General features: G+C 71.2%; 16 protein-coding genes. 13 read left to right on the forward strand and 3 right to left on the reverse strand.

Features of this window, described 5'->3' with window-relative positions:
- Positions 1 to 2 precede the first annotated feature (2 nt).
- The 4 genes from hisG (at position 3) to ABT154_RS28815 (ending at position 4101) form a co-directional block, all read left to right on the forward strand.
- Positions 3 to 851, forward strand: a complete 849-nt coding sequence (gene hisG / locus ABT154_RS28800; RefSeq protein WP_030551962.1) for an ATP phosphoribosyltransferase — start codon at positions 3 to 5, stop codon at positions 849 to 851.
- 39 nt (positions 852 to 890) lie between these two features.
- Positions 891 to 1340 (forward strand): PH domain-containing protein, encoded by a 450-nt coding sequence (locus tag ABT154_RS28805; RefSeq protein WP_317875545.1) that lies wholly within the window; start codon positions 891 to 893, stop codon positions 1338 to 1340.
- Between the two features lie 254 nt (positions 1341 to 1594).
- Entirely contained in the window at positions 1595 to 3028 is a 1434-nt protein-coding gene (locus ABT154_RS28810) for a hemolysin family protein (protein WP_351860547.1), read from the forward strand.
- Positions 3025 to 4101 (forward strand): hemolysin family protein, encoded by a 1077-nt coding sequence (locus tag ABT154_RS28815; protein WP_351860549.1) that lies wholly within the window; start codon positions 3025 to 3027, stop codon positions 4099 to 4101. Before ABT154_RS28810 ends, ABT154_RS28815 begins: the two co-directional genes overlap by 4 nt.
- Before the next feature lie 108 nt (positions 4102 to 4209).
- On the opposite strand, the gene ABT154_RS28820 is transcribed toward ABT154_RS28815, so the two are convergent.
- On the reverse strand, positions 4210 to 6129 hold the full coding sequence (locus ABT154_RS28820) for an AAA family ATPase (RefSeq protein WP_351860551.1): 1920 nt from the start codon (positions 6127 to 6129) through the stop codon (positions 4210 to 4212).
- Positions 6130 to 6460: 331 nt separating this feature from the next.
- Entirely contained in the window at positions 6461 to 7090 is a 630-nt protein-coding gene (locus ABT154_RS28825) for a uridine kinase family protein (RefSeq protein ID WP_351860553.1), read from the reverse strand.
- A 278-nt stretch (positions 7091 to 7368) separates the two neighbouring features.
- On the opposite strand from ABT154_RS28825, the gene ABT154_RS28830 reads away from it, so the two are divergent.
- From ABT154_RS28830 to ABT154_RS28860, 7 genes are all read left to right on the forward strand, one after another.
- Positions 7369 to 8781 (forward strand): C39 family peptidase, encoded by a 1413-nt coding sequence (locus tag ABT154_RS28830; protein WP_351860555.1) that lies wholly within the window; start codon positions 7369 to 7371, stop codon positions 8779 to 8781.
- 283 nt (positions 8782 to 9064) lie between these two features.
- The gene (locus ABT154_RS28835) at positions 9065 to 17875 is read left to right on the forward strand and encodes a SpvB/TcaC N-terminal domain-containing protein (protein ID WP_351860556.1); all 8811 of its coding nucleotides are present in this window, start codon (positions 9065 to 9067) and stop codon (positions 17873 to 17875) included.
- Between the two features lie 2 nt (positions 17876 to 17877).
- Positions 17878 to 18123 (forward strand): DUF2283 domain-containing protein, encoded by a 246-nt coding sequence (locus ABT154_RS28840; RefSeq protein ID WP_351860558.1) that lies wholly within the window; start codon positions 17878 to 17880, stop codon positions 18121 to 18123.
- A gap of 668 nt (positions 18124 to 18791) precedes the next feature.
- A complete protein-coding gene (locus ABT154_RS28845) occupies positions 18792 to 19991 on the forward strand; it encodes an acyl-CoA dehydrogenase family protein (protein ID WP_351860560.1) in 1200 nt (399 codons plus the stop codon).
- 116 nt (positions 19992 to 20107) lie between these two features.
- Positions 20108 to 20488 (forward strand): hypothetical protein, encoded by a 381-nt coding sequence (locus ABT154_RS28850; RefSeq protein WP_351860562.1) that lies wholly within the window; start codon positions 20108 to 20110, stop codon positions 20486 to 20488.
- A 271-nt stretch (positions 20489 to 20759) separates the two neighbouring features.
- A complete protein-coding gene (locus ABT154_RS28855; protein WP_351860564.1) occupies positions 20760 to 21893 on the forward strand; it encodes an Rv3169 family protein in 1134 nt (377 codons plus the stop codon).
- 10 nt (positions 21894 to 21903) lie between these two features.
- Positions 21904 to 22995, forward strand: coding sequence for a phosphotransferase family protein (locus ABT154_RS28860; RefSeq protein WP_351860566.1), 1092 nt, complete (start codon positions 21904 to 21906; stop codon positions 22993 to 22995).
- 10 nt (positions 22996 to 23005) lie between these two features.
- Here the strand turns inward: ABT154_RS28860 and ABT154_RS28865 are convergent, their stop codons facing one another.
- Positions 23006 to 23374, reverse strand: a complete 369-nt coding sequence (locus ABT154_RS28865; RefSeq protein WP_351860568.1) for a hypothetical protein — start codon at positions 23372 to 23374, stop codon at positions 23006 to 23008.
- Between the two features lie 225 nt (positions 23375 to 23599).
- On the opposite strand from ABT154_RS28865, the gene ABT154_RS28870 reads away from it, so the two are divergent.
- Positions 23600 to 24040 carry an Lrp/AsnC family transcriptional regulator gene (locus ABT154_RS28870; RefSeq protein WP_317875390.1) on the forward strand — a complete coding sequence of 147 codons (441 nt, stop codon included), beginning with the start codon at positions 23600 to 23602 and terminating at the stop codon, positions 24038 to 24040.
- Between the two features lie 155 nt (positions 24041 to 24195).
- Positions 24196 to 25839 carry an amidohydrolase gene (locus tag ABT154_RS28875; protein WP_351860570.1) on the forward strand — a complete coding sequence of 548 codons (1644 nt, stop codon included), beginning with the start codon at positions 24196 to 24198 and terminating at the stop codon, positions 25837 to 25839.
- Positions 25840 to 26297: the final 458 nt, after the last annotated feature.

The following is a 26297-nucleotide window of genomic DNA, read 5'->3' on the forward strand; positions in this document are numbered from 1 at the left end:
CCATGCTGCGCATCGCCGTCCCCAACAAGGGTTCCCTCTCCGGACCTGCGTCGGCAATGCTCCATGAGGCCGGCTACCGGCAGCGCAAGGAGTCCAAGGAACTGGTGGTCATCGACCCCGACAACGAGGTCGAGTTCTTCTACCTGCGTCCCAAGGACATCGCGATCTACGTCGCCTCCGGGAAGCTGGACATCGGCATCACCGGCCGTGACCTGCTCCTGGACTCCGGCGCCAGCGCCGAGGAGATCCTCGCGCTGAACTTCGGCCGCTCCACCTTCCGCTACGCCACCCGGCCCGGCACCGCGAACGGCCCCGAGGACTTCGGCGGCATGACGATCGCCACCTCCTACGAGGGCATCGTCGCCAAGCACCTCGCCGACCAGGGCATCGACGCCTCCGTCGTCCACCTGGACGGCGCCGTCGAGACCGCGATCCAGCTGGGCGTCGCCCAGGTCATCGCGGACGTCGTCGAGACCGGCACCAGCCTGCGCAACGCCGGCCTCGAAGTCATCGGCGAGCCGATCCTCACCTCCGAGGCCGTCGTCGTCCGCCGCCACGGCGCCCCGGACGACCACCCGCAGGTCCAGCAGTTCCTGCGCCGCCTGCAGGGCGTCCTCGTGGCCCGCTCGTACGTGATGATGGACTACGACTGCCGCGCCGAGCACCTGGAGCAGGCCGTCGCCCTCACCCCGGGCCTGGAGTCGCCGACCGTCTCCCCGCTGCACAACGAGGGCTGGGTCGCCGTCCGCGCGATGGTCCCCGCCAAGGAGGCGCAGCGGATCATGGACGACCTGTACGAGATCGGCGCCCGCGCCATCCTCACCACCGCCATCCACGCCTGCCGCCTCTGACGGTACGGTCCGCACGCCCCGAGGCCCCGAGGAACCCTGATGTCCACCGCACAGCCCCCCGCCCTTCCGGTCACCTTCCGTCCCGGGCGCACCCGGGCGATCCTGCTGACCATGGGCACCGCGATGTTCGTCGTCATCACGGCCGTGGCGCTGATGCTGGAGCGGCTCGGACCGGGGGAGCGCGTCAGCTTCGTCTTCACCGCCGCGCTGCTCTCCGGGGTCCTCGTCCTCCTGAGCCGCCCCAAGGTCGTCGCCGACGACGAGGGCGTCACGGTCGTCAACATCACCCGGACGCGACGCCTCGCCTGGGCGGAGATCCTCAAGGTCAACCTGCGCCCCGGCGACCCCTGGGTCTTCCTCGACCTGAGCGACGGCACCAGCCTGCCGGTGCTCGGCATCCAGCCCGGCATCGCCAAGGAGTCGGCCATCCGGGACGCCCGCGCCCTGCGGGCCCTGGCCGACAGCCGCGGGACGGGCGCCGAGGACTGAACCCGGAGCTTCGGAGTGCGGGACCCGGCCGGGAGAACCCCGATCCGTCCCCCATCCGGGGCCGACCCCCTGCCCTTCGGGGCGTTCGCGTGACTACTCTGGAGACGGTGGTGCCGAGCGGCACCACCGTCTCGCGTGTGCAGGGCCGCAGCCGCGGCCCGCGAGACCACCCTTCGACCCGAGGAGTGACTCCCTCCAGCAATGGACGGATCGTCCGGTAGTACCTGCGCCGCCCCCTCCCAGGAGGCGGCGGCATGATCATTTCCCTTCTGCTGCTCTTCGCGGCATTCGTCCTCATCCTCGCCAACGGCTTCTTCGTGGCCGCCGAGTTCGGTCTCGTGACCGTCGAGCGTGCCGAGGCCGAGCGGGCCGCCGCCGCCGGCGACCGGCGCGCCCGCACCGTCGTCACCGCCCTGCGCGAGCTGTCCTTCCAGCTCTCCGGGACCCAGCTCGGCATCACCATCACCTCGCTCGTCGTCGGCATGCTCGCCGAGCCCGCGCTCGCCGGACTGCTGCACGGGCCGCTCACCGTGACCGGACTGCCCGAAGGGGCCGTCTCCGGGATCGCCGTGGTGATCGGGATGCTGCTCGCCTCCGCCGTCCAGATGGTGGTCGGCGAACTCGTGCCGAAGAACTGGGCGGTCTCCCGGCCGCTCCAGGTCGCCCGCTTCGTGGCCACCCCGCAGCGCCGCTTCTCCGCCGCCTTCCGGCCGGTGATCGCCGTGCTCAACCGGGTCGCCAACCGGCTCGTCCGGCTCCTGGGCGTCGAGCCCACCGAGGAGCTGGACTCGGTCCGCACCCCCGGTGAGCTGGTCTCCCTGGCCCGCCACTCGGCCCTGGCCGGCGCCCTGGAACAGGACACCGCCGACCTCTTCGTACGGACCCTGTCCCTCGGCGGCCTCACCGCCGAGCAGGTCATGACCCCGCGTGTGAAGGTCAGCGCCCTCCAGTGGGACGCCACCGCGGCCGACGTCCTCAACCTCACCCGGGCCACCGGCCTCTCGCGATTCCCGGTCTACCGCGACCGCATCGACGAGATCGTCGGCATGGTCCACCTCAAGGACGCCCTGGCCGTCGCCCCGCACGCCCGGCTGCGCACCCCCGTCGGCCGCATCGCGGTCCCTCCGCTCCTGGTGCCCGAGACGCTGCCCGCCCAGACCCTTCTGGAGCGGCTGCGCAGGGAGCAGCCGATCGCGGTGGTCGTCGACGAGTACGGCGGCACGGCCGGAGTCGTCACCCTGGAGGACATCGTCGAGGAACTCGTCGGCGAGGTCCGCGACGAGCACGACACCGTGGCCGACGGCCGCCCCGAGCTGGCCGCCGCCCCCGCCGAGGACGGCCGCCCCGCCTGGGAGGCCGACGGCTCCTGCCGGGTCCACACCCTGCGCCGGATAGGCCTCGACGTGCCCGACGGGCCGTACGAGACCGTGGCCGGGCTCGTCGCCGATCTCCTCGGGCGCATCCCCGCCCCCGGCGACCGGGCCGAGCTGCCCGGCTGGCGGCTCTCGGTGCGCCAGGTCGACCGCTACCGCGCCGAGCGCGTCCGGATCGTACGGACGGACCCGGCCGATCAGGCTTCGGCCCCGGCCTCGGACCACGCGGTGGACCAGGGCGCGTTCCGGTCCGCGGGCGAGGCCCCCGGCCATGCCGTCGTTCCCGTACCCGTGGCGGCGGAGGCGGCCCGATGAGCACCCTTCCCCTTCTCTTCGCCGTCCTCCTCGTGCTGGCGAACGGCTTCTTCGTCGGGGCCGAGTTCGCGCTCGTCTCCGTCCGCCGCAGCCAGATCGAACCGCTGGGCGGCGCCCGTGCCAAGCAGGTCCTGCACGGCCTGGAGAACCTGCCGCAGATGATGGCGGCCGCGCAGTTCGGCATCACCATCTGCTCGCTGACGCTCGGCGCGGTCGCCGAGCCGACCGTCGCGCATCTCCTCGAACCCGTCTTCCACGCGGTCGGGGTCCCGGACGGTCTGATCCATCCGCTCGGCTATGTCATCGCCCTAGCCGCGGTCGTCTTCCTCCACCTCGTCATCGGCGAGATGGTCCCGAAGAACCTCGCGATGGCCGCGCCCGAGCGGACCGCGCTCTGGCTCGCCCCCGGCCTGGTCGGCTTCGCCCGGCTCTGCCGGCCGGTGACGGCCGCGCTCGGCGCCTGCGCCCGGCTGGTCCTGCGGGCGTTCAAGGTCGAGCCGAAGGACGAGGTGGAGGCGGTCTTCACCAGCGCCCAGCTCGGCCGGCTCGTCGAGGACGCGGGCCAGGCCGGACTGCTGGACCCGGCCGAGCAGGAGCGCCTTGAGGACGCCCTCGAACTGGGCACCCGCCCGGTCACGGACGTCCTCATCGCCCCCGCCTCCCTGGTCACCGTCCCGTCGACGGTCACGCCGCGCGAGATCGAGGAGCTGACCGTACGCACCGGGTACTCGCGCTTCCCGGTCCGCGCCGAGGAGGGCGCCACCTTCGCGGGCTTCGTGCACGTGAAGGACGTCCTCGATCTGGAGGAGCGGGAGCGGGCGGTGCCCCAGCGGCTGTGGCGCCCGATGGCGACGGTCCGCGCCGAACTGCCCCTCGACGACGCCCTGACCGTGATGCGCAGGGCCGCGACCCATCTGGCGCAGGTCGCGGACGGCTCGGGCCGGGTGCTCGGCCTGGTCGCCCTGGAAGACGTACTGGAGATGCTGGTGGGCGAGGTCCGGGACCCCGCGCACCGCATGCCGACGACGCCGGTCGGGGCCGCCCGGCCGACGGCGGGCCGGGGCGTGGCCTAGGGCCGTCGTCACACTCCCGTCGTCGCCCGAAGGGCGGCCCTGCGGCGTCCGGTGCGGCGTGAGCGCGTATCAGGCGTCGTGGGGCAGGAGGGAGTTCGACGCCACGACCTAGTACCCCGGAGGCTCCTGCTGGGGGCCGCGGTCGACCGGACCGCGGCCCGACAGCACCTCGCCGTACGCCTGCATGAGGTCGGCGAGCCGGAGGGTCGCGAGGTCCTCGCGGGTCGGAGTGTCCGGGTAGTCCGAGAGCCGCAGATCGCGGTAGGCGCAGGACTTCTCGTACAAGGTGCGCAGGAAGCGGCCGTTGCCCAGTTCGTCGATCCACCCCTGCTCGACGACGTGCCCGCTGATCGAGCCCAGCTCCTCGCGCGCCTCCTCGTCCCAGCCGTCCCCGTTGGCCGCCGCGAGCACCTCGCCGATGGCCGTCAGTTCCAGCGGCCGGTACGAGGGGAAGTCGACCCGGGTGGTGAACCGGGAGGACAGCCCGGGGTTGGTGCTGAGCAGTCGGTCCATGCCCTCGGGGTATCCGGCGAGGATGACCACGAGGTGGTCGCGGTTGTCCTCGGCCCGTTTGAGGAGCACCTGGAGGGCCTCGTCGCCGTAGGCGTCCCCCTTGCTGTAGCCGGTGTTCGAGAGTGCGTACGCCTCGTCGACGAAGAGCACCCCGCCGACCGCCGAGTCGATCAGCTCGTTGGCCTTGACCGCCGTCTGCCCGAGGAACTCGCCCACCATGTCGGCCCGTTGGGCCTCCACCAGATGGTCGCCGCCGAGCAGCCCGAGGGCGTAGAACACCCGGCCGAGGATGCGGGCGACGGTGGTCTTCCCGGTGCCCGAAGGCCCGGAGAAGACGAAGTGGCGTTTGGGCGGCTGGACCGGAAGCCCCAGCCCGGCGCGCAGCCGGGCCATCTCCAGCTGCGCCGACAGTGCCTTGACCTGGCGTTTCACCGGCTCCAGGCCGACCATGCCCTCCAGCTCGGCGAGCGCCTCCGCGAGCAGCACCGGATCGGTGGGACCCGCGGGGAAGCGCGGAGGCGCCGGCTGGGACGGCGGCGGGGCCTTCTGCCGTACGGTCTCCGGCGGCGGGGCCGCGGCCGGGGGTACGGGTTCGGGAGCGAGCCGCAAGCCGTCGCCGAGCGGACCGCCGGTGTCGGCCTCGGTGCCCGGCACGGTGTCCACCGCGTCCTGGCCGAGGCCTCCACCGAGCGTGCCGAGGGCGACCGTCGCGAGTCCGGTCGGGTCGTCCAGGCCGTCGTACCCTTCGAACCCGTCGTACTCGGTGATCGCCGCGAGCCGCGCGGCCGTGTCCATGAACGTCGGGTCGACCCGGTGCACGGCCCGGTACAGGGGCAGGGCGGCGGCGCTGCGCCCGGTGCCCTCGTGGGCGCGGGCCAGCCAGTAGCGCAGCTCCTTGCGCTGGGGCTGTTCGCTGCGGCACCGCATCAGCGAGGCCGAGAGCAGCGGCTCGGCCTGCCCGTACATCTCCAGGCGGACCCGGGCCATGCCGCCGAAGAGTCCGGCCTCGATGCCGAGCAGCGGATCGTCGACGAGGGTCTCGGTGTGCCGGACGAGCTGGTCCCAGTCCTTGACGAGATAGGCGCGGCAGGCGTGCAGGAAGCGCACCTGGGGGTCGGTGTCGACCGGGGGGATCCCGGCGAGGGCCCGGTCGAGCTCCGGTACGTGGCGGCCGTCGAGCCAGTGGGAGGCGTGCGCGAGCAGCAGGTCGCGCGGGCTCTCCAGGACGGGCTGCACCCACCAGCCCAGCCAGTACCAGGAGTTGAGGGTGCGCCGGTACCGGGAGCGCTGCTCGCCGAAGCGGTCGCGGTTGCGGTACATGCGCAGCAGCGCGGTCGTGGTGTCTACCCTGAGCGCGTGCAGCCCGAGCCAGGCGTCCGCCATTCCGGGGTCGATCCGTACCGCCGTCCGGAACTCGTCCTCCGCCTGCGGATAGGCGCCCATCGTGTAGGCGTCGACTCCGCGCAGCCAGGCGAGTTCGGCGGGGGCCTGCGCGCCCTGCGTGCCGATGTCCATCGGGTCCCCCACAACCGTCTTCGCATGGACGGGATTTGACCGCACCTGGGGGCATCGTACCTGCGCAGGGGGTGCGTGCTTAAGGAGAAGCGCATGATCCGGAAGCGGTGACCCTGGGTAAGCGTGAAGGGTCGGAAAGGGGGCGCGAAGGGGTCGCGAAAGGCCCCGGAGGAGACCCTCGGGGGCAGAACGAAGCCCCCGATCACGGGGGAACAACCGGGGGCTTCGTGTCTGCGGCGACTCCGAAAAGCCGCACAATCAGAACGTAAGACCTGTACGGCCCTTGGGTCAAGCGGAGTTGAGGCACTTGCGGAAGCGGATGAGAGGCCCCTCAGTTCACGGACATGAAGCCGTTACGGTGTGTGATTGCCTGGTCCGCGACCGCTGTCACAGCGGGCCCGGGAACCCAGTCGTAACCCTTCTGACACTCGCGCACCAGGGTGTCCGCGAACGCTCGCGAGGGGTCCTCGGCGAAATGGCGAGTCTCTGCCACGGTCCATCCGTCCCAGAACGCGGCCTGCTCCGGCCCGTCCCGGTGCCGGCCCCGCGCCCACGACTCCTCCGGCCCTCGCTCCATCCAGAGCAGCCACGACAGGAACGGCCGTACCTCCCGCCGGCCCGCGCCGACGCCCTCGACGAGCACCACGGGGGCCGGCGGCAGCGCCCTCGGCTCCCCGAAGCGCCGGAGCCGCCAGTCGTACGGGCGGTAGGAGGCGTCCGCGCCGCTCGCGAGCGGCTCCAGGACCTGTTCGCGCAGCCGCCCGGTCCACGCGAACAGCTCCTCGTGCGTGGCGAGGTCGTCGAGGTGCAGCACCGGGGCGTCGCCCAGTGCGGCCGAGAGCCGGGCCGCGAGGGTGGACTTGCCGGAGCCCGCGTGGCCGTCGACCGCGACCAGCCGGACCGGCCCGCAGGAGGGCGGCAGCCGGAGCAGCGCGTGCGCGGCGCGGTCGAGGTCGTTCATGGCCCCAGGGTAGGGGAACGGGGGGCCGCCGCAGGTCAACGAGGTACCGGCGCCAGTGGTCGACACCAATATTGGTCCGGCGACGCGAGGCGAAGTGCTGGCGGAGGGCCGGAGGGACCGGCGATAGTGGGCGCGCGGCCCTGGCGGCACGGGGGCGGGGGTCGCACTCCTGGGCCCGTACGTCATGGGTCCGCGTACCAGGGCCCGCACCCACGGGTCCGCCACAGGTCCGTAGAGCCCGCCCGCACGCCCACCGTTCTCGACTGGGGGTCACGTCCATGACCAGCTCCACCCCGCGCAGAACCGTCCTCACCGCCGCGCTCGCCGCCGCCGCGGGAACGGCGGCCGCCGCGGCGCCCGCCACCGCGGCCCCGGCCGCCGGGTGCGCCGCCGACTGCCCCCCCGCCCCCACCGGCGCAGCGGACGACGGAGACGGGCGGGGCCGCGTGCCCACCGCCCCCGGGCTCGTCGACAACCGGTTCTGGTCCTCCTACACGGACTGGCGGTGCGGCAGCGCGGCCGGGACGAAGGCGGTCGCGGGCCGCCGCCCCGGCCTGGAGATCGCCACCGCCGCCGGCCGTACCGACTACACGGACCCGCACACCGGCCGCACCAGTACCTGGGAGTACGCGAGCTGGACCTCGCCGACGCACACCCCGGCCGTGCCCGCGACCGAGGTGATCGCCTCCTGGAACGCCCACACCCCGGCCGGCACCTGGCTCCAGGTCGAACTGTCCGGCGGTTACGGCGACGGCACGGCGACCCCCTGGTACGTCATGGGCCGCTGGGCCGCCGGTGACGCCGACATCCGGCGCACCTCGGTCGACGACCAGACCGACGGCAGGAGCACGGTGTGGACGGACACCTTCGCGATCGACGACGCGGCGAGCGGGCTGCGGCTGACCTCGTACCGGCTGCGCCTCACCCTGTACCGCACGCCGGGGAGCGGCCTCACGCCCACGGTGTGGCGGCTCGGCGCGATGGCCTCGGACATCCCGGACCGCTTCACGGTCCCGGCCTCCGCGCCGGACGCCGCCCGCGAACTGACCGTCCCGCGCTACTCGCAGAACACCCACGTCGGCCAGTACCCGGAGTACGACAACGGCGGCGAGGCCTGGTGCAGCCCGACCTCGTCCCAGATGATCGTCGAGTACTGGGGGCGGAGGCCCTCGGCCGAGGCGCTGTCCTGGGTGAACCCGGACTTCGCGGACCCCCAGGTCTGCCACGCGGCCCGCTTCACCTACGACCACCAGTACGAGGGCTGCGGCAACTGGCCCTTCAACGCCGCCTACGCGGCCACGTACCCCGGCATGAACGCCGTGGTCACCCGGCTGCGCTCGCTGACCGAACTGGAGACCCTGATCGGCGCCGGAATCCCGGCCGTCACGTCCCAGTCGTTCCTGAAGGGCGAACTGACCGGCGCCGGATACGGCACCTCGGGCCACCTGATGACCGTCATCGGCTTCACCCCGGAAGGCGACGTCATCGCCAACGACCCCGCCTCCCCGAACAACGAGGCCGTCCGCCACGTCTACCGCCGACGCGAGTGGGAGAACATCTGGCTGCGCACCAAGCGCTACGACGCGAACGGCAAGGTCAGGGGCGGTACGGGCGGGGTCTGCTACATCTTCTGGCCCACGGAACCGACCCCGGGCCAGCACCGGGTGCTGCGGTCGCTCGGCCTGGTGTGACCATGTGCGGCACGACGGCCGTCTCGACGACCTGACGACAGCGATACCGCTCGTCCTGCGTGAGGGGGCCGTCCCGGTCCGCCGTGACCCTTGATCGAGCGATGCCCGAGCCGGTCGCACCGGTCGGAACTTCCGTTGCCGGATCGTGACCGCGCACGGGAGGGTCTTGTCCAGAAAGCCCGTACGAACGACCCCGCTCGCGAACTACCGTCGGTAACACAGGGGGTGGGGGTCGTCGGACGACTCGTGCTCCGGGGACGTCCGGCGGTACGGGGGCTCTTTGATGACTGTCCAGCGCGTGGTCCGCGGCCGGACGGGCGTGACCATCATCCTGGCCATGGTGCTCACCATGTCCGGGCTGACCTCGCCCGAGCTGCTGCGCGGCGCCGCCGCGACGGTGCCGGACGCCGGGTCGGCGGTCACCGGGCCGGAGGGGCCTGAGGGCACGTCGTTCAACCCGAACCAGATCAAGGACGTCAAGGCGGCCGACCCCGGCTCCGGGGTGAACCTGGTCGAGGCGCCCTCGGCGAACAACAGCGGTGACGCGCGATTGTCGTACCCGCTGGAGGTGCCGAAGGGCCGCGCCGGCCTGGAGCCGAATCTGGCCATCGCCTACAACTCCTCGGGGACGAACGGGTGGCTCGGCGTCGGGTGGGACCTCGCCACCCCGATGGTCACGGTCGACACACGGTGGGGTGTGCCGCGCTACGACGCCGGACTGGAGACCGAGACCTACCACCTCAACGGTGAGCAGTTGACCCCGGTGGCGCACCGGAGCGCGTTGCAGGCGCGCACCGCGGAGAAGGTGTTCCACTCGCGGGTGGAGGGCGGCCGGTTCGACCGGATCGTGCGCCACGGGGACAGCCCCACGAACTACTGGTGGGAGGTCACCGACAAGCAGGGTGTCCGCACGCTCTTCGGCGGGACGGCCGACAGCACGCTGGCCGACGGCAAGGGCCGCGTCGCCACCTGGGCGGCGCGGGAGGTCCGCGACGGCAACGACAACGTCCTGCGCTTCCGGTACGCCAAGGTGACCGACGGCGGTACGGCGGGCTCCACGGTGCCGGGCAGCGACCTGTACCCGCAGAAGATCACCTACACCGGCCGCGGCGACACCGACGGCAGATACTCGGTGACGTTCGTCCGTGACCGTGAGCGCGGCGAGCCCCGCCGGGCGGATGTGCGGATCGACGCCAAGTACGGGTTCAAGAAGGTCACCGCCGACCTGCTGAGGCGCGTCGAGGTCAAGCTGGACGACCAGCTGATCCGCGCCTACGAGCTGAACTACCGGACCGGCGCGTTCGCCAAGACACTGCTCACCTCGGTGTCGCAGTTCGGCGAGAACAACCAGCTCTTCAACACTCACACGTTCGACTACTTCGACGATGTGCGCGACCAGTCGGGCAACTACAACGCCTTCGGCAACGCCGCGGGTTGGTCGGTGCCCGATGACGACCTCGGGGTGAACATCCGCGAGGGCGAGGCCAGCGCGATCTCGGCGAACACATCGGCCGGCTTCGGCGCGCACCTGTTCGCGGGCTACAACGTGCAGGGGCTGACGACCAAGGAGGGTGCCGTCGGCTTGAAGGTCGGGTTCAGCGCGGGCCAGTCCGACGGCCTGTCGACGCTGACCGATGTGAACGGCGACAACCTGCCGGACAAGGTGTTCCGCAAGAACAACGACGTTTTCTACCGGCCCAATCTGGCCAAACCGGGGGGTGAGCCGAAGTTCGGCGACACGCCGATCAAGCTCACCGGCCTCCCTGGAATCTCGACCGAGCGCACGCTGTCCGGCACCATCGGCGTCGAGTCGTACGTCCTCACCACCTCGGCCCAGCTGGACTTCGTGGGCACCACGACCACCTCGGACCGGTTCTTCAGCGACGTCAACGGCGACGGCATAGCCGACCTGGTGAACAACGGCGGCGTGCTGTTCGGCTACCTGGACGCCGAGGGGCAACCCGCCTACAGCGCGGACTCCACCCGCACCCCGGTGCCGATCGGGGGCGGCGCGGTGACCGGCGAGATCGTCGGTGATCAGACCGCGCAGTTCAACCAGCAGGTGGACAACTCGCCGCTGCTCGACACGGTGCGCCGCTGGGTCGCGCCCTTCGACGGCAACGTCCGCGTGGACGGCCGCGTGCAGCTGACCCAGGATGCCTCCCCGGCGCGGGCTGCCTACACCAAGGCCGACGGCGTGCGGGTCACCATCCAGCACAAGGACGCCGAACTCTGGGCGCAGCGGATCGGCCCCGATGACCACACCGAGTTCACCCCGGGCAATGTGGCGTCGATTCCGGTGAAGAAGGGCGACGCACTCTACTTCCGTACGCAGTCCGTTCTGGACGGCAAGTACGACACCGTGGCGTGGGACCCGGCGATCACCTACACCGATCTGCCGGCCGGCACGGACGCGAACGGGTTGGCGGACACCGTGTTCCGCGCGTCGGCCGACTTCAGCTTCGGTGGCAGGCCGTCCTTGGTGACCGTGCCGGTGAACGGCACGTTGCGGCTGACCGGTGACGTGGTCAAGACCAAGGCGACCTCGGACGACGTGACCGTCGTGATCGAGAAGGGCAACGGCGTCCACCCCGGCGCGGAGGTGTTCCGCAAGGTCCTGCCCGCCGCGTCGACCGGCACCACCGCGATCGACGTGAGCATTCCGGTCAGCACGTTCGAGAAGATGTCGTGGAAGCTGAAGACCGACTCCCCGATCGACCCCTCGGCGGTGAGCTGGGCGCCGAAGGCGCACTACACGGCTGCCCAGGGGGTCGAGTCGGTCGTCGACGCCGCCGGCGATCCCACGATGGTGATCAACCCGCCGTACGACCTGAGCATGTTCCCGGCGGACACCCTCACCGCACCGCAGCAGTCCTACCGGGCGACGAAGACCGGCCAGTTGAAGGTGCGGCCGAAGGTGTCCCTCAACTTCGGGCTCCTCGGTGACGCCAAGATCGCGTTCACGGTGAAGAAGCGTGGTGGGCAGCTGCTCGGCAAACGGATCTTCCAGGCCAAGGACACCTTCTTCGGCGGTCCGAACCTGGACCTGACCGTACCGGTCACCGCCGGCGACGAGCTCTACATCGACTACTCCACGACGGAGACCGGACTGCTCGCCCAGCTCACCGGGCAGTCCGCGTCGGTCACCTATGACGTGACCTCCGGCTGGCCGACCTTCACCCCGGCGCCCAGCGCCATGCACGGTTCCGTCGGGCAGGGCGCCTTCGCCCAGCCCTACCGCGGCTGGGGAGTGATCGGCTACCAGGGCAACCGCGACCGCGCCACCCAACCGCTCAAGCAGGCCGAACTCACGCTGGACCAGAGCTTCAAGGACGCGCTTCCCAAGGAGCCCAAGGAAGCGGACGTCGCGCCCTTCGCCGCGAATCCCCGGCTCACCATGCCACGCCTCGCGGTGTTCGCCCCCGTTCCCGCCAAGGGCGGCTGGGCCGCTCAGGACGAGTCCTCCTGGGTCACCGCCGCGATGGCGACCAGTTCGCGCCTCGGCGCGGACACCATCGACATCGTCACCGACGCCGATGTGGCGGGTGACCGGGCGGTGATGCGCCGCGGTGTCACCGGCCAGGTGTCGGCCACCCTCGCGGCCGGCCCGTTCGGCGGCACCGTGGTCGGCGGGATCACCGCGGGTTCGGTCGACTACCTCGACCTCAACGGCGACGGCTATCCCGACGTCGTGGGCGCCAAGGAGATCCAGTTCTCCGACATGACCGGCGCGCTCGGCGCCACGCGCGGCACCCTCGGCGGCAACGTCCGCGAGGCGGACAACGTCTCCGGCAACGTGTCGCTCTCCGCGGGCAGCGAGACCGCCACCATCGCCAGCGCACTGGGCATGGCCGCGCCCGACGCGGGCACCAGCGCCAACACCGCCACCACCGGCGCGGTCCAACCGTCGCTCGGCATCGGCGGCAGCCTCGGCGGCGGCGAGTCCGACGTCCGTGTCGACCTGATCGACATCAACGGGGACGGGCTGCCGGACAAGGTGTTCGGCAACGGCGACGTCCAGTTGAACCTCGGCTACTCCTTCGCCGCCCGCGAACCCTGGTCGGCCGGACCGATCAACGACGCGTCCACCCGCAACGTCGGCGTCAACCTCGGGTTCAACGTCGACCGCTACGGCTTCGCGGGCGGTGTGTCCGCCGAGCTGGGGACCTCGTTCACCAACGCGAGCATGGCGGACGTCAACGGCGACGGCCTCACCGACCGGGTCTTCACCGACGGGGCCAACCCGATCAAGGTCGCGGTCAACACCGGCACCGGCTTCACCGCGCCCGCCCCCTTCCGCGGCAGCTTCCCCGAGATCGCCGTCGACAAGAACGCCAGTCTCGGCGCGGGCGTCTACTTCACCGTCGGCCTGCCCACTCCCGTCGGCGTCTTCGTCTTCAACCCCGGCGTCAACGCGTCCACCGGCATCAGCCGGGCCGAAACCAGCCTCCGGGACGTGAACGGCGACGGCTTGGCCGACCACGTCAAGTCCACCCGGGACAACGAACTCCTGGTGGCGGTCAACAAGACCGGTCGCACCAACCTGCTGCGCTCGGTCAGCCGGCCGATGGGCGCCCGTATCGACCTGGACTACACCCGATCGGGCAACACCGCCGACATGCAGGAGAGCCGCTGGGTGCTGTCCCGCACCTCGGTGTTCGACGGCCTCGCGGGTGATGGTGCCGACACGCGCCTGACCACCTTCCGCTACGAGCAGGGCCGCTACGACCGGCTGGAGCGCGAGTTCCTCGGCTTCGGCCGCGTGGTCACCGAGGACCGCGACACCGGTACGGACGAGGCTGTTCGCCGCACGCTGACCGACGAGTACCGCACCGACGGATATGTGAGCCGCGGCCTGCTCACCCGCACGCTGACCGAGGACGGCGCCGGCCACCCGTACCGCGAGACACTCAACACCTACCGGCTGCTCGACACCGCCACGGGCCAGGAGGCCGACCCGAAGAGCCGGACCGCCACCATCTTCCCGCAGCTCACGCGTATCGAGGAAAAGCACTACGAAGGCGCCGCCGCCGCGGAGAAGTCCACCTTCACCGACCTCTCCTACGACGAGTACGGCAACGTCATCCGCACCTTCGACGCGGGTGACGAGGGCACCGCGGACGACCTGGAGACCGTCTTCGCCTACAGCGGCTCCGACGCGCGGTGCCGCGACCGGTACCTCGTCGGCATCGCCAACGCGATTCGGCAGAAGGCCGCGGCCACCGGCGCACTCCTGCGCCACCGCGAATCCACCGTCGACTGCGTGACCGGCGCGGTGCGCCAGACACGCGAGTACCTCGACGACGACACCCCGGCCGTCTCCGACCTGACGTACCACCCGGACGGGAACCTGAAGTCGGTGACCGGTCCGGCGAACGCGAAGGGGCAGCGCTACACGCTGGAGTACGGCTACGACACCACCGTCGGCGTACACGTCGAGTCCGTCGAGGACAGCTTCGGCTACCGCTCGTCCACGGCATACAACCTCAAGTACGGGCAGCCCGAGCGGAACACCGACCACAACGGCCAGCCGCTCCGGATGTCCTACGACAGCGTCGGCCGGCTCGACACGGTGACCGGGCCCTACGAGAAGGACGGCGACCGGGCCACGATCACCTTCGGCTACCACCCCGAGGCGACCGTGCCGTACGCCACGACCAAGCACCTCGACCGTGCCGCCTCGGGCGTACGCGACGACACCCTCGACACCGTCACCTTCAGCGACGGCCTCAAGCGTGTCCTGCAGACCAAGAAGGACGCCTCGGTGTCCGCCTCGCCGGGGGCCACGCCCACCCAGGTGATGACGGTCTCCGGCCGGCTGAAGTTCGACTCCGTCGGCCGCGCCGTGGAGAAGTACTACCCGGTGACCGAGGACAAGGGAGCCGCGAACACCACGTTCAACGCCTCCTTCGACTCCGTGGCACCCACGAAGGAGACCTTCGACGTCCTGGACCGGTCGGTCAGGACCGTGCAGCCGGACGGCGTCACCACCGGCACCGGATACGGCTTCGGCGAGGACCGGGCGGGCACGACCCGCTTCGAGCGGACGGTGACCGACGGCAACGGCAAGGAGCGCCGCACCTACACCGACATCCGAGGTGCCATCACCTCGGTGAAGGAGTTCGACGGCTCCTCGGAGATCTGGACCAGCTACGCGTACGACCCCACCGGTCAGGTCACGACGATCACCGACGACAAGAACAACGTCACGCGCGCCGGCTACGACGCGCTGGGACGCCGCACGTCGTTCGACAGCCCGGACGCCGGGCGATCCGAGACCCGCTACGACCTCGCCGGGAACGTCACGTCGAAGATCACCGCGAATCTGCGGGCAGCGGGCAAGGCCGTCGAGTACGACTACGAGTACTCGCGCCTGAAGGCAATCCGATACCCGACGTTCCCGGGCAACAACGTCTCCTACGAGTACGGAGCCCCCGGCGCACCGAACAACGCGGCCTCGCGCGTCACCGAGGTCCACGACGCGGCGGGAACGGTGAAGCGCGCCTACGGGGCGCTGGGCGAGGTGATCGAGGAGACCCGCACCATCACCGCGGTCCGCGACGCCCCGCGCACCTACACCACCGCCTGGCGCTACGACGCCTTCAACCGTGTGCTGCAGATGACCTATCCCGACGGAGAGGTCCTGACCTACGACTACGACTCGGGCGGCCAGGTCGGCCGGGCCACCGGATCCAAGAACGGCACCGACTACACGTACCTGGACCGGATCGACTACGACAAGTTCGGGCAGAAGATCCTCCAGCAGACCGGCAACGGCGTGCGCACCACCTATGCCTACGACGCCGAGGACCGCCGGCTCGGGGCACTGAAGTCCGTGGCGCCGGGCGGCACCGCGTTCCAGAACCTGGGCTACGCGTACGACAAGATCGGCAACATCACCTCGCTGGTGAACGACGCGCCGCAGGGCGGCGACATCGGCGGTCCGAGCAGCCAGACCTACGGGTACGACGACCAGTACCGGCTCACCTCCGCGTCCGGCCGGTACACGGACAAGAACGACGCGGTCAACACGTACACACTGAGCCTGGGCTACGACTCGATCCACAACACCACGAGCAAGTCGCAGACCCACGAGGTCACCGGCGGTACCCCGGCCTTCCCCGTCGGAGGCGGCGGGGCCGGGCCGATCGAACCGGTCGAGGACCCGTCCAACCCGGGCGACGTCCAGGACCGGACCACCTACGACTACACGTACGCCTACGACGGCGCCAAGCCGCATGCCCCGACCGAGGTCGGTCCGATCAGCCATGCGTACGACGCCAACGGCAACCTGACAGCCACGGTCAACACCGCCGTCGCCGACAAGCGCCGGCAGTACGTGTGGGACGAGGAGAACCGCCTCGTCTGCAACCAGGACACGGCGACCGGCACCCTCGCGCAGGACCCGAACGGCTGCGCCGGCGCCACCGTCTCCTACGTCTACGACGACAAGGGCGACCGCCTGGTCAAGCGGAGCGAGGACGGGCTCTCGCTGTACCCGAACCGCTACTACAGCGAACGCGACGCCACCGGCTACAAGCACGTCTTCGTCGGCGACAGCCGAGTGACGACCAAGACCGTCGAGACCACCGGTCCCGAGGACGCCCAGCAGTTCTTCCACGCCGACCACATCGGCTCCTCCGGCTATGTCACCGACAAGCAGGGCAAGGTCATCGAGCACCTGGAGTACTTCCCGTACGGGGAGACCTGGGTGGAGGAACGGACCGGACAGGCCGACACGCCCTACCAGTTCACCGGCAAGGAACTCGACGAGGAGACCGGGCTCTACTACTACGGAGCCCGCTACTACAACCCACGGACCCAGCTCTGGGCGAGCACCGACCCGGCGCTGCCCGACTACCTCGACGGGGACATGGCGGGCGGCATCGCCGAGCCGCGCAACCTCGCCGCCTACACCTACACCCACAACAACCCGGTCAAGCTCACCGACCCGACCGGCAAGTGGCCGAAGATGCCCTCGTGGAAGACGATCGGCCACACCACTCTCGACGTCGTCGGCATGGTCCCGGTCGTCGGTGAGGTCGGCGACCTGGCCAACGCCGGCTGGTACGCCGCGGAAGGCGACTACGTCAACGCCGGTCTCTCCGCCGCCTCGGCCATCCCGGGCGCGGGCTACGCGGCGAACGCCGCCAAGTACGGCAACAAGGCACTCGACGCCGCACAGGCCGCCAAGACCGCGAACAACGCCGCCGATGCGGCAAAGACAGCGAAGGCGGCCGACACCGCCCCCGTACCGAAGGCGGCGGACAGCCCTCCCGCACCGAAACCGGCCGACACCGGGGCAGGGGGAGGGGGCTGTGGCACCGGCAACAGCTTCACCCCGGACACCGTGGTCGTGATGGCCGACGGCAACAACAAGGCGATAGAGCAGGTGCGCGTAGGCGACACGGTCACCGCCACCGACCCGGTGACCGGAGAAACCGGCCCTCGCACGGTCACCGCGCTCATCACCGGTGAGGGCGAGAAGAACCTGGTTGAAATCACTGTCACCAACCCCGGCGGGAACCCGGGCAAGGTCGTGGCGACGGACAACCACCCGTTCTGGGCGCCCGAACTGGGCAAGTGGGTCTACGCCAAGGAAATCACCCCCGGAACGCTGCTGCGGACCGGCAATGGCACGTACACCCAGGTGAGCGCAGTGCGCGCGTGGACCCAGCACAGGCGGGTCCACAACCTCACGGTCGATGACCTGCATACGTACTATGTGCTGGCGGGGGCGACGCCGGTTCTCGTTCACAACTGTGACGGCTATTTCCCGGGCCATGCGGAGTCGTGCACGTGTGAGGGCATCGGGGATATCACGCCCAAGGAGGTCCCTCGGGCCGCCAGTCCGACTGATTCCTTTACTGGTCATGCGCTGCAGCGCTTGGAGCAGCGTGGGGTTTCGGCAGAGGATGCTCGAGCCGTTCTTGGGCGAGAGCCTTTCTCCTATCGTCATGATGATCAGTGGAAAACGGGCTACTACGATCCCAACTCCAAAGTGTTTGTTGCCAAGACCATTGATGGGAATGTGAATACAGTGATGACTGACGTGAGTCAGGCTTACATCAACCGCCTCCAGGGGAGGCGCTGACTATGGTGGATGTCAGAGTCACATACGATCAGCAGGTGGATGCGGCATACATATATTTCACCGATTCGCAAACACGCAAAGAAGTGTCGCGCATGTATCCCTGCGATCCCGTCGAGGTTGGAGGCATGATCAACCTTGACTTCGATGGGGAGGGGCGCCTCGTCGGTATCGAGGTGTTGGCGGCAAGTTCGAAGTTGCCGCAGCACTTGCTCGATGCGGCGGAGCGACTCGATGTAGAAGATTCATAAACCTGGTCCGTATGTCCGGGTAACATCGAGGGCACTCTCGGGTATTGCAGGAAAGAGGTAGACCGTCCCCGTCGCAAATGGATCCGGTGGGAACGGCTGCCGTGACCTGAGGCGTCTGACGGCAGTAGTTGACGGCAACGGCAACGGCAACGGCAACGGCAACGGCAACGGCAACGGCAACGGCAACGGCAGCGGACGGACACAGCGCAGGGGAACGGCGGTTCGTCGCCGTTCTTCTTTACTTGATTCAAGAGCGTCCCGCTGACGCGGGCCGCCGCGCGCCGGCGGCCGGTGAGCGCCGCCCGCTCCTGCCTGCCGCCCCGCTGGCGACGGCCGCCGACCACTCGGCGCGCAGAGCCGGGAGCATAGGCCGGACTGGCCAACCGAAAGCCCCGCTGTCCGACCGCTCGACAGCAGACTGGCCGGGCACCCGAGAGGCCGCCCGGCCCGCTCGTACCGTGCGGCGTCAGTGGCCGGGGGAGGGGGGCCGTGAGGCAGCTCTCCGCTCCCGGCGTCCGTGTGATCCTTCCCGCCAGCGTGATGCCGCCCGCCCCAGCGGGCATACTCCCCGCGACCCGCGACCCGCGACCCGCGACCCGCGACCCGCGACCCGCGACCCGCGACCCGTGCGCGGTGCGTCCGCGCCCGGCAGGGAGGAGCGTCCCGCCATGGATGACCGCACCGCCGACGGCGTGGAACGTCGGCTGCCCACCGACGAGGCCCGTGAGCTGCTCTCCCTGACTCGGGACATGGCCCGGAGGGAGATCGCTCCCCGCGCCGCCGAGGAGGAGGCCGCCGGGATCTATCCCCGTGAGCTGTTCGCCCTGCTCTCGCGTTCCGGGCTGCTCGGACTGCCGTACGACCCCCAGTACGGCGGGGGTGGCCAGCCCTACGAGGTGTACCTCCAGGTGCTGGAGGAACTCGCCGCCGCCCGGCTCACCGTGGGCCTCGGGGTGAGCGTCCACAGTCTCTCCTGCCACGCGCTCGCCCGTTACGGGACCGAGGAGCAGCGGGCAGCCCACCTGCCCGCGATGCTCGGCGGCGGCCTCCTCGGCGCCTACTGCCTCTCCGAACCCTCCGCCGGGTCGGACGCGGCGGCGCTGCGCACCCGTGCCGTCCGGGAGACGGCTGACGGTGCGGACACCGGTGGCGGCGGTGACTGGGTCATCGACGGCACCAAGGCCTGGATCACCCACGGCGGGATCGCGGACTTCTGCACCGTGCTGGCCCGTACCGGCGGCCCCGGCGCCCGTGGCATCACCGCCTTCCTCGTCCCCGGTGACGCGCCCGGACTGACCGCGGCCCCTCCCGAGCGGAAGATGGGGATGAAGGGCTCGCCGACGGCGCAGCTCCACTTCGACGGGGTGCGGGTCTCCGACGCTCGCCGCCTCGGCGCGGAGGGGCAGGGCTTCGCCATCGCGCTCGACGCCCTCGACTCGGGGCGCCTGGGCATCGCCGCCTGCGCGGTGGGCCTCGCTCAGGCGGCCCTGGACGTGGCCGTTTCCTACGCCCGGGAGCGGCGGCAGTTCGGCCGGCCGATCGCCGACTTCCAGGGGCTCCGCTTCCTCCTCGCGGACATGGCGACCCGGATCGAGGCGGGCAGGGCGCTGTACCTGGAGGCGGCGCGCCTCCGGGACGAGGGGCGGGCGTTCGGCCGGTGCGCGGCGATGGCCAAACTCTTCTGCACGGACGCCGCCATGCAGGTCACGACGGACGCGGTGCAGGTCCTCGGCGGGTACGGCTACACGGCGGACTTCCCCGTGGAGCGGTATCTGCGCGAGGCCAAGATGCTGCAGATCGTCGAGGGGACCAATCAGATCCAGCGCGTGGTCATCGCCCGTCACCTGGTCGGACCAGAGTCCCGCTGACCCGTACCGTCCGGTCCGCCCAGACCTGGCCGGCCGCCAGCCTCGCCCACTCCTGGTCACGGTGGCCCGGCAGGGCACGGCCCTGGCTCGCCCAGAGGGACAGCACAGCCTTGTAGATGGGTGGGTCCTGGGGCAGGTGGGGGTGGACTTGCGGGTGGCCGTGGGCCTTCGCCGGTACGGGGACAGGTGCGGGCGCGGGCACGGGCGCGGAGACGGTCTTCGGTACGGGAGCTGGCATCGCCACGGGCACGGGCACGGGCACTGGCACCGCCACCGGCGCTGAGACCATCGTCGGCGCAGGCGCGGCCATCGACGTGGTCCCCAGCCGTGGGGCCGCTACCGGCACCGGCCCCCCGCCCGACTCCGGCACCGACACCGGCATCTGCGCCGACACCGGCATCTGCGCCGACACCGGCATCTGCGCCGACACCGGCATCTGCGCCGACACCGGCATCTGCGCCGGCAGCGCCGGCTGCGCCGGCTGCCCGGGGGGCTGAGGCCGCGACGAGGCCTGCGTCTCCGCCCGCGTCAGGTGGTGAACCGATTCCTCAACGGGCGGTTCCGTCTGCCGGTGCCGGCCGACTCCGCTGGGTGTGGTGTACAGCGTGGTCATGCCCGGACCAACGCGTCCCGGCGGCCGTGGTCACCCCCGAACGGAATCGAGCGGCAGTTCGCCCGGTACCCGCTGCACGACTCTGGCCCCTCGGCGCTGACCTGACGTACCGTCAGCGTCCCGCGCGGAAGCGCTCGCCGACCAGGAGGTCAGCCATGTCCGTGCACCGGCACGACGACCGGCCCGTCGCCCTCGACGAATACCCCGTGCACCAGGCGCCGCTCTCCATGAAGCACCACGTCAGCGGCGACCGGAACGCCTACGACCGGTGCATCTTCCACGTCTTCGACCACACCGGCCGCGCCCTGCTCATCGCCGGCCTCGGCGTCTACCCCAACACCGGGGTCATCGACGCCTACGCCACCCTTCGCGTCGGCGACCGCCTGCACGCCGTGCGGGCCTCCGACGCCCTCGGCGACGACCGTATGAACCTCTCGGTCGGCCCGTTCACCCTCACCGTCGACGAACCCCTCAAGCGCCTCACCCTGAGCTGCGCTGCCGACCCCGACGACCCCGAGGGGCTCTCGTACGACCTCAGCTGGACCGGCGACTTCCCCGCCGCCTGGGAACCCCACCACACCCAGCGCCACGGCGGCCGGCTCACCCTCGAAGGCCGCCGTTTCGTCCAGGCCGGGCACTGCGCGGGCACGATCAGGGCCGGTGGTGAGGAGTTCGCCGTCACCCCGGGGGAGTGGACCGGCACCCGCGACCGCAGCTGGGGAGTCCGTCCCATCCCCGGCGAGGAGCCCGGCAGGGCCGCGGAGTTCCGGCCCGAGGGCTTCCACTGGCTCTGGATCCCGATGCGCTTCGAGGACCGCTTCCTCATGGTCATCGCCCAGGAGGACGCGGACGGCTACCGCACCCTCAACGAGGCCCTGCTCGTACGGAACGGCCACCGCGACAGCCAACTCGGCTGGCCCCGCACCGAGATCACGTACCGTAAGGGCACCCGCCACCCCGAACGTGCCGTCGTCCACCTCACCGACCCGACCGGGAAGCCCCTGGAGGTCGGGGTCGAGATCCTCGCCTCCTCCCCGCTGGCCGTCGGCGCCGGCTATCCACCCGCCACCGACTGGCAGCACGGCACCTGGCAGGGCCGCAACTGGACCGACCGGCGGGTCTACGACCTCTCCGACCCCGCCGCCCATCCCATGGCGGCCTACGGCGTCACCGACCACGCCGCCCGCTTCACCCTCGACGGCCACACCGGCTACGGCATCTTCGAGCACGGCTCCTTCGGCCGCCACGACCCCAGCGGCTTCGTCGACCACACGTCAACGGCCCTCTGAGGAGGCCCCCTTGGCCACCGCACCCCGCCCCCGCACCAGCACCCGCGACCCCGAGGAGCTGGGCCGCCGGCTCACCGCCTGGCTGGACCGGCAGCTGCCCGGGGCCCGTGTCACCGGTCTCGCCGTCCCCGGTTCCAACGGCATGTCCAGCGAGACCCTGCTCTTCGACCTCGACCACCCGGACGCCCCGGTCCGCGGCTGCGCCCTGCGGCTCGCCGCCGACCCCGACGCGTACACCGTCTTCCCCGTCTACGACATGGCACGGCAGTACCGGGTCATGGAACTGGTCGGCGCGCACACCGACGTACCCGTGCCGCGCGTGCTGTGGCTTGAGGAGGACCCGGGGCCGCTGGGCGCCCCGTTCTTCGTGATGACCCGCGCCGAGGGGCGTGTACCGCCGGACGTCATGCCCTACACGTACGAAGGGAACTGGCTGCACGCCGCCACCGACGCCGAACGCGCCCTCCTGGAGGCCGAGTCCGTCTCCGTACTCGCCCGGCTGCACGATCAGTTCCCGGCGAAGGAGGCGGAGTTCCTGCTGCCGGACGGCGCCGGGACCCCGCTGCGCCGCCATGTCGACGCCCAACGCGCCTACTACGCCTGGGTGGTGAACGGTCTCGCCCCCTCGCCACTCATCGAGTCGGCCTTCGACTGGCTGGAGGCGCACTGGCCCGTCGACGAGGGGCCGGCGGTCCTCGGCTGGGGCGACGCGCGCATCGGGAACATCGTCTACGACGGCTTCACCCCCGCCGCCGTCCTGGACTGGGAGATGGCGGCCTGCGTCCCGCGCGAGGTCGACCTCGGCTGGGCGGTCTACCTCCACCGCTTCTTCCAGGACCTGACCGTGGGCTTCGGCCAGCCCGGCCTGCCGGACTTCCTGCGGCGCGACGCGATCGAAAGGCGCTACGCCGAGCTGACCGGACACACCCCGCGCACCATGGAGTTCCACACCCTGTACGCGGCGCTGAGGCACGCGATCGTGATGCTTCGGATCGCGTACCGGCAGGCCCACTTCGGCGAGGTCGAGGTGCCCGCGGACCCCGACGGCCTGATCCTGCACCACGCCACGCTCGCGGCGATGGTGCGGGGAACCTACTGGTGAGCGGGGAGGCTCAGGCCGCGCGCCGCATCTGAGGCACCCGGATCGGGCGCGAGCCCGGACCGCCGACGTGCGAGAACGGCTGCGTACGCCAGTCGAGACCCTGGGGGAGCGTCAGGAGCAGCGCCGTGTCCTGCTCCTGGACCTCCAGGGTCTCGTCGGCCGGACGGGCCACGGACGCCGACAGGCCCGTACCCGGGCAGACCGTCAGGACGAAGGGGTTCCACGGCGTCGGGCAGAGCGCGTGCTCCGGCAGCACGTCCTCGTCCGCGAGCAGTGCGATGGGCTGCACGCACTCCGGGCAGACGACCCGGAACATCTCAAACGTGTCGTACGCGTCGAGCTCGTCGGACGTGTCGACCGAATCAACAGGCTCCTGCATGGAGAATCTCCCCCTCGGGTGGGTCGGCCGGATCTGTGCGGCCTCGACCACAGCAAGCACTTCCCATGCGATCGTCCGCATAACCGTGTGGCAGTACCTCAGGGCAGACGCAAACCTGTGGCGTTCGTCACATGCCCGTCGCAGGTGCCCCGTGGCGGCCCATACCCCCTGATAGTGGTCGACCCCGTCGCTGCCGCGCGCGTCCGGGAGCAATAGGGTCACCGCATGGAGGAGCTGGATCGTCAGATCGTCGAGTTGCTCGTCAAGGACGGGCGCATGAGCTACACCGACCTGGGCAAGGCCACCGGCCTGTCCACGTCGGCGGTGCATCAGCGCGTCCGCCGCCTCGAGCAGCGCGGAGTCATCCGCGGCTACGCCGCAGTGGTCGACCCGGAGGCCGTGGGGCTGCCCCTGACCGCCTTCATCTCGGTCAAACCCTTCGACCCCAGCTCGCCCGACGACACCCCGGACCGGCTCGCCGACATCCCGGAGATCGAGGCCTGCCACAGCGTCGCGGGTGACGAGAACTACATCCTCAAGGTCCGCGTCGCCACGCCGCTGGAGCTGGAACACCTGCTCAGCCGCATCCGCTCGCAGGCCGGTGTCTCCAGCCGCACCACCGTCGTCCTGTCCACCCCGTACGAGGCCAGACCGCCCCGGGTGTGACGCCGGACCGCCCCGCGTGTGACGCCGGGCGGCCGGGCGGGTGCCCGTGGCCCGGCCGGAATCCGGCGCCGGTCGGCCGGTCCTGTGACGCGGCCGACCCCGCCGAGGGGGACCTGCCGGACAAACCGGGTCCCGGCAGGTCCTAGCCTGGTCGCATGAGTGAGTCCATGCCTGCCGCGTCTCCCGCCGAACACCGCACCGTGCTGCTGCGCGGCGGGGAAGTCCACAGCCCTGCCGACCCCTTCGCCACCGCCATGGTCGTGGAGCGCGGTCATGTCGCCTGGGTGGGCTCGGAGGGCGCGGCCGACGCGTTCGCCTCCGGCGTGGACGAGGTGGTCGCCCTGGAGGGCGCGCTCGTCACTCCGGCGTTCGTCGACGCGCATGTGCACACCACCGCCACCGGTTTCGCCCTCACCGGGCTCGACCTGTCCTCGGCCGCCTCGCTCACCGAGGCGGCGGAGATGGTCCGCGCCCACGCCGCCGCCCGCCCCGAGGACCGCATCCTCGTCGGCCACGGCTGGGACGCCTCCAGGTGGCCCGAGCGCCGGCCCCTCACCCGTACCGAACTCGACGGACTCGCCGGCGGCCGGCCGCTCTACCTCACCCGGATCGACGTCCACTCGGCCGTCGTCACCACCGCCCTCCTCGACCTGGTCCCCGGCGTCCGCGACCTGGACGGGTTCCACGACGGAGAGCGGCCGCTGACCGGGGACGCCCACCACGCCGTGCGCGCCGCGGCCTTCGGCGCCGTCTCCGCCCGCCAGCGCACCGAGGCCCAGCGCGCCGCCCGCAGCCGCGCCGCCTCCCTCGGCATCGGCACCCTGCACGAGTGCGGCGGCCCGCAGATCTCCTCCGAGGAGGACTTCACCGGCCTCCTGGACCTGGCCCGCGAGGAGGCCGGGCCCCGCGTCGTCGGCTACTGGGCCGACCTCGACGTCGAGCGGGCGCGCGCCCTCGGGGCCCTCGGCGCCGCCGGGGACCTGTTCGCCGACGGCTCCCTCGGCTCCCACACGGCCTGCCTCCACGAGCCGTACGCCGACCACTCCGACGCCACCCACTCGGGCGCCGCCCATCTGGACGCGACCGCCGTCGCCCTCCATGTCGTGGCCTGCACCGAGGCCGGCCTCCAGGCGGGCTTCCACGCCATCGGGGACGCCGCCGTGACCGCCGTCGTCGAGGGCGTCAGGGCCGCCGCGGAGAAGCTCGGCCTGGCCAGGATCCGGGCCGCCCGGCACCGCGTCGAGCATGTCGAGATGCTCACCCCGGAGACGATCGCCGCCTTCGCCGAGCTGGGCCTCACGGCCTCGGTGCAGCCCGCCTTCGACGCGCTCTGGGGCGGCGACGAGGGCATGTACGCCGACCGGCTCGGCGTCGAGCGGGCCCGCACCCTCAACCCGTACGCGGCCCTGCTGCGTGCCGGTGTGCCGCTGGCCTTCGGCTCCGACAGCCCGGTGACCCCGCTCGACCCCTGGGGCACCGTCCGGGCCGCCGCCTTCCACCGCACCCCCGAGCACCGGATCTCCGCCCGGGCCGCCTTCACCGCTCACACCAGGGGCGGCTGGCGGGCGGTGGGCCGGGACGACGCCGGGACGCTGGTCCCCGGCGCCCCCGCCGACTACGCGGTCTGGCGCACCGAGGAACTCGTCGTCCAGGCCCCCGACGACCGGGTGGCCCGCTGGTCCACCGACCCGCGCTCCGGTACGCCCGGTCTGCCCGATCTGTCGCCCGGCGCGGATCTCCCGGTCTGCCTCCGCACGGTCGTGCACGGGCGGACGGTGTTCGTACGGCCGAACGAGTGATGTAGGGATAGGTCCCACCCGTGGCGCCTGTTCCGCACGCTTGTCCCCGACCTGCGGATCTTCCCCTCCGGCCTGCGGTTTTGCCACGTATTCGCAGGTCAAGCAGGTATTGACAGTCGCCCGTCGGGGGCGGGTAGGTTCTCCGCGTCCACCAAAGGACGTCCGACCGGACCGCACTCCCCGCACAGTCGCCGTACGCCGCCCGCGCCTCGGCCGCGAGGGAAGGTTTCTCCGGAGGAAGGTGCGACCCGGGTGGGGCCCGGACGTTCAGTAGACAACGGCTCTCGGTCGACCCGCAGCCAGCGGATCCCAGGTCGGACCGAAGGACGACGGGCCCCGCACCGCACGCGATCTGTCCCGGTGGTCCGTTCCGCCCCACCGTGTCACCCGTCCCACCCGACCCGCCGCGCCGGAGCACGCCGAGGACCTCGCTATGGTGGGGGCCCTGTGTATGTATC

This window comes from Streptomyces sp. NPDC001728 (genome assembly GCF_040297565.1).
Lineage (GTDB): Bacteria > Actinomycetota > Actinomycetes > Streptomycetales > Streptomycetaceae > Streptomyces.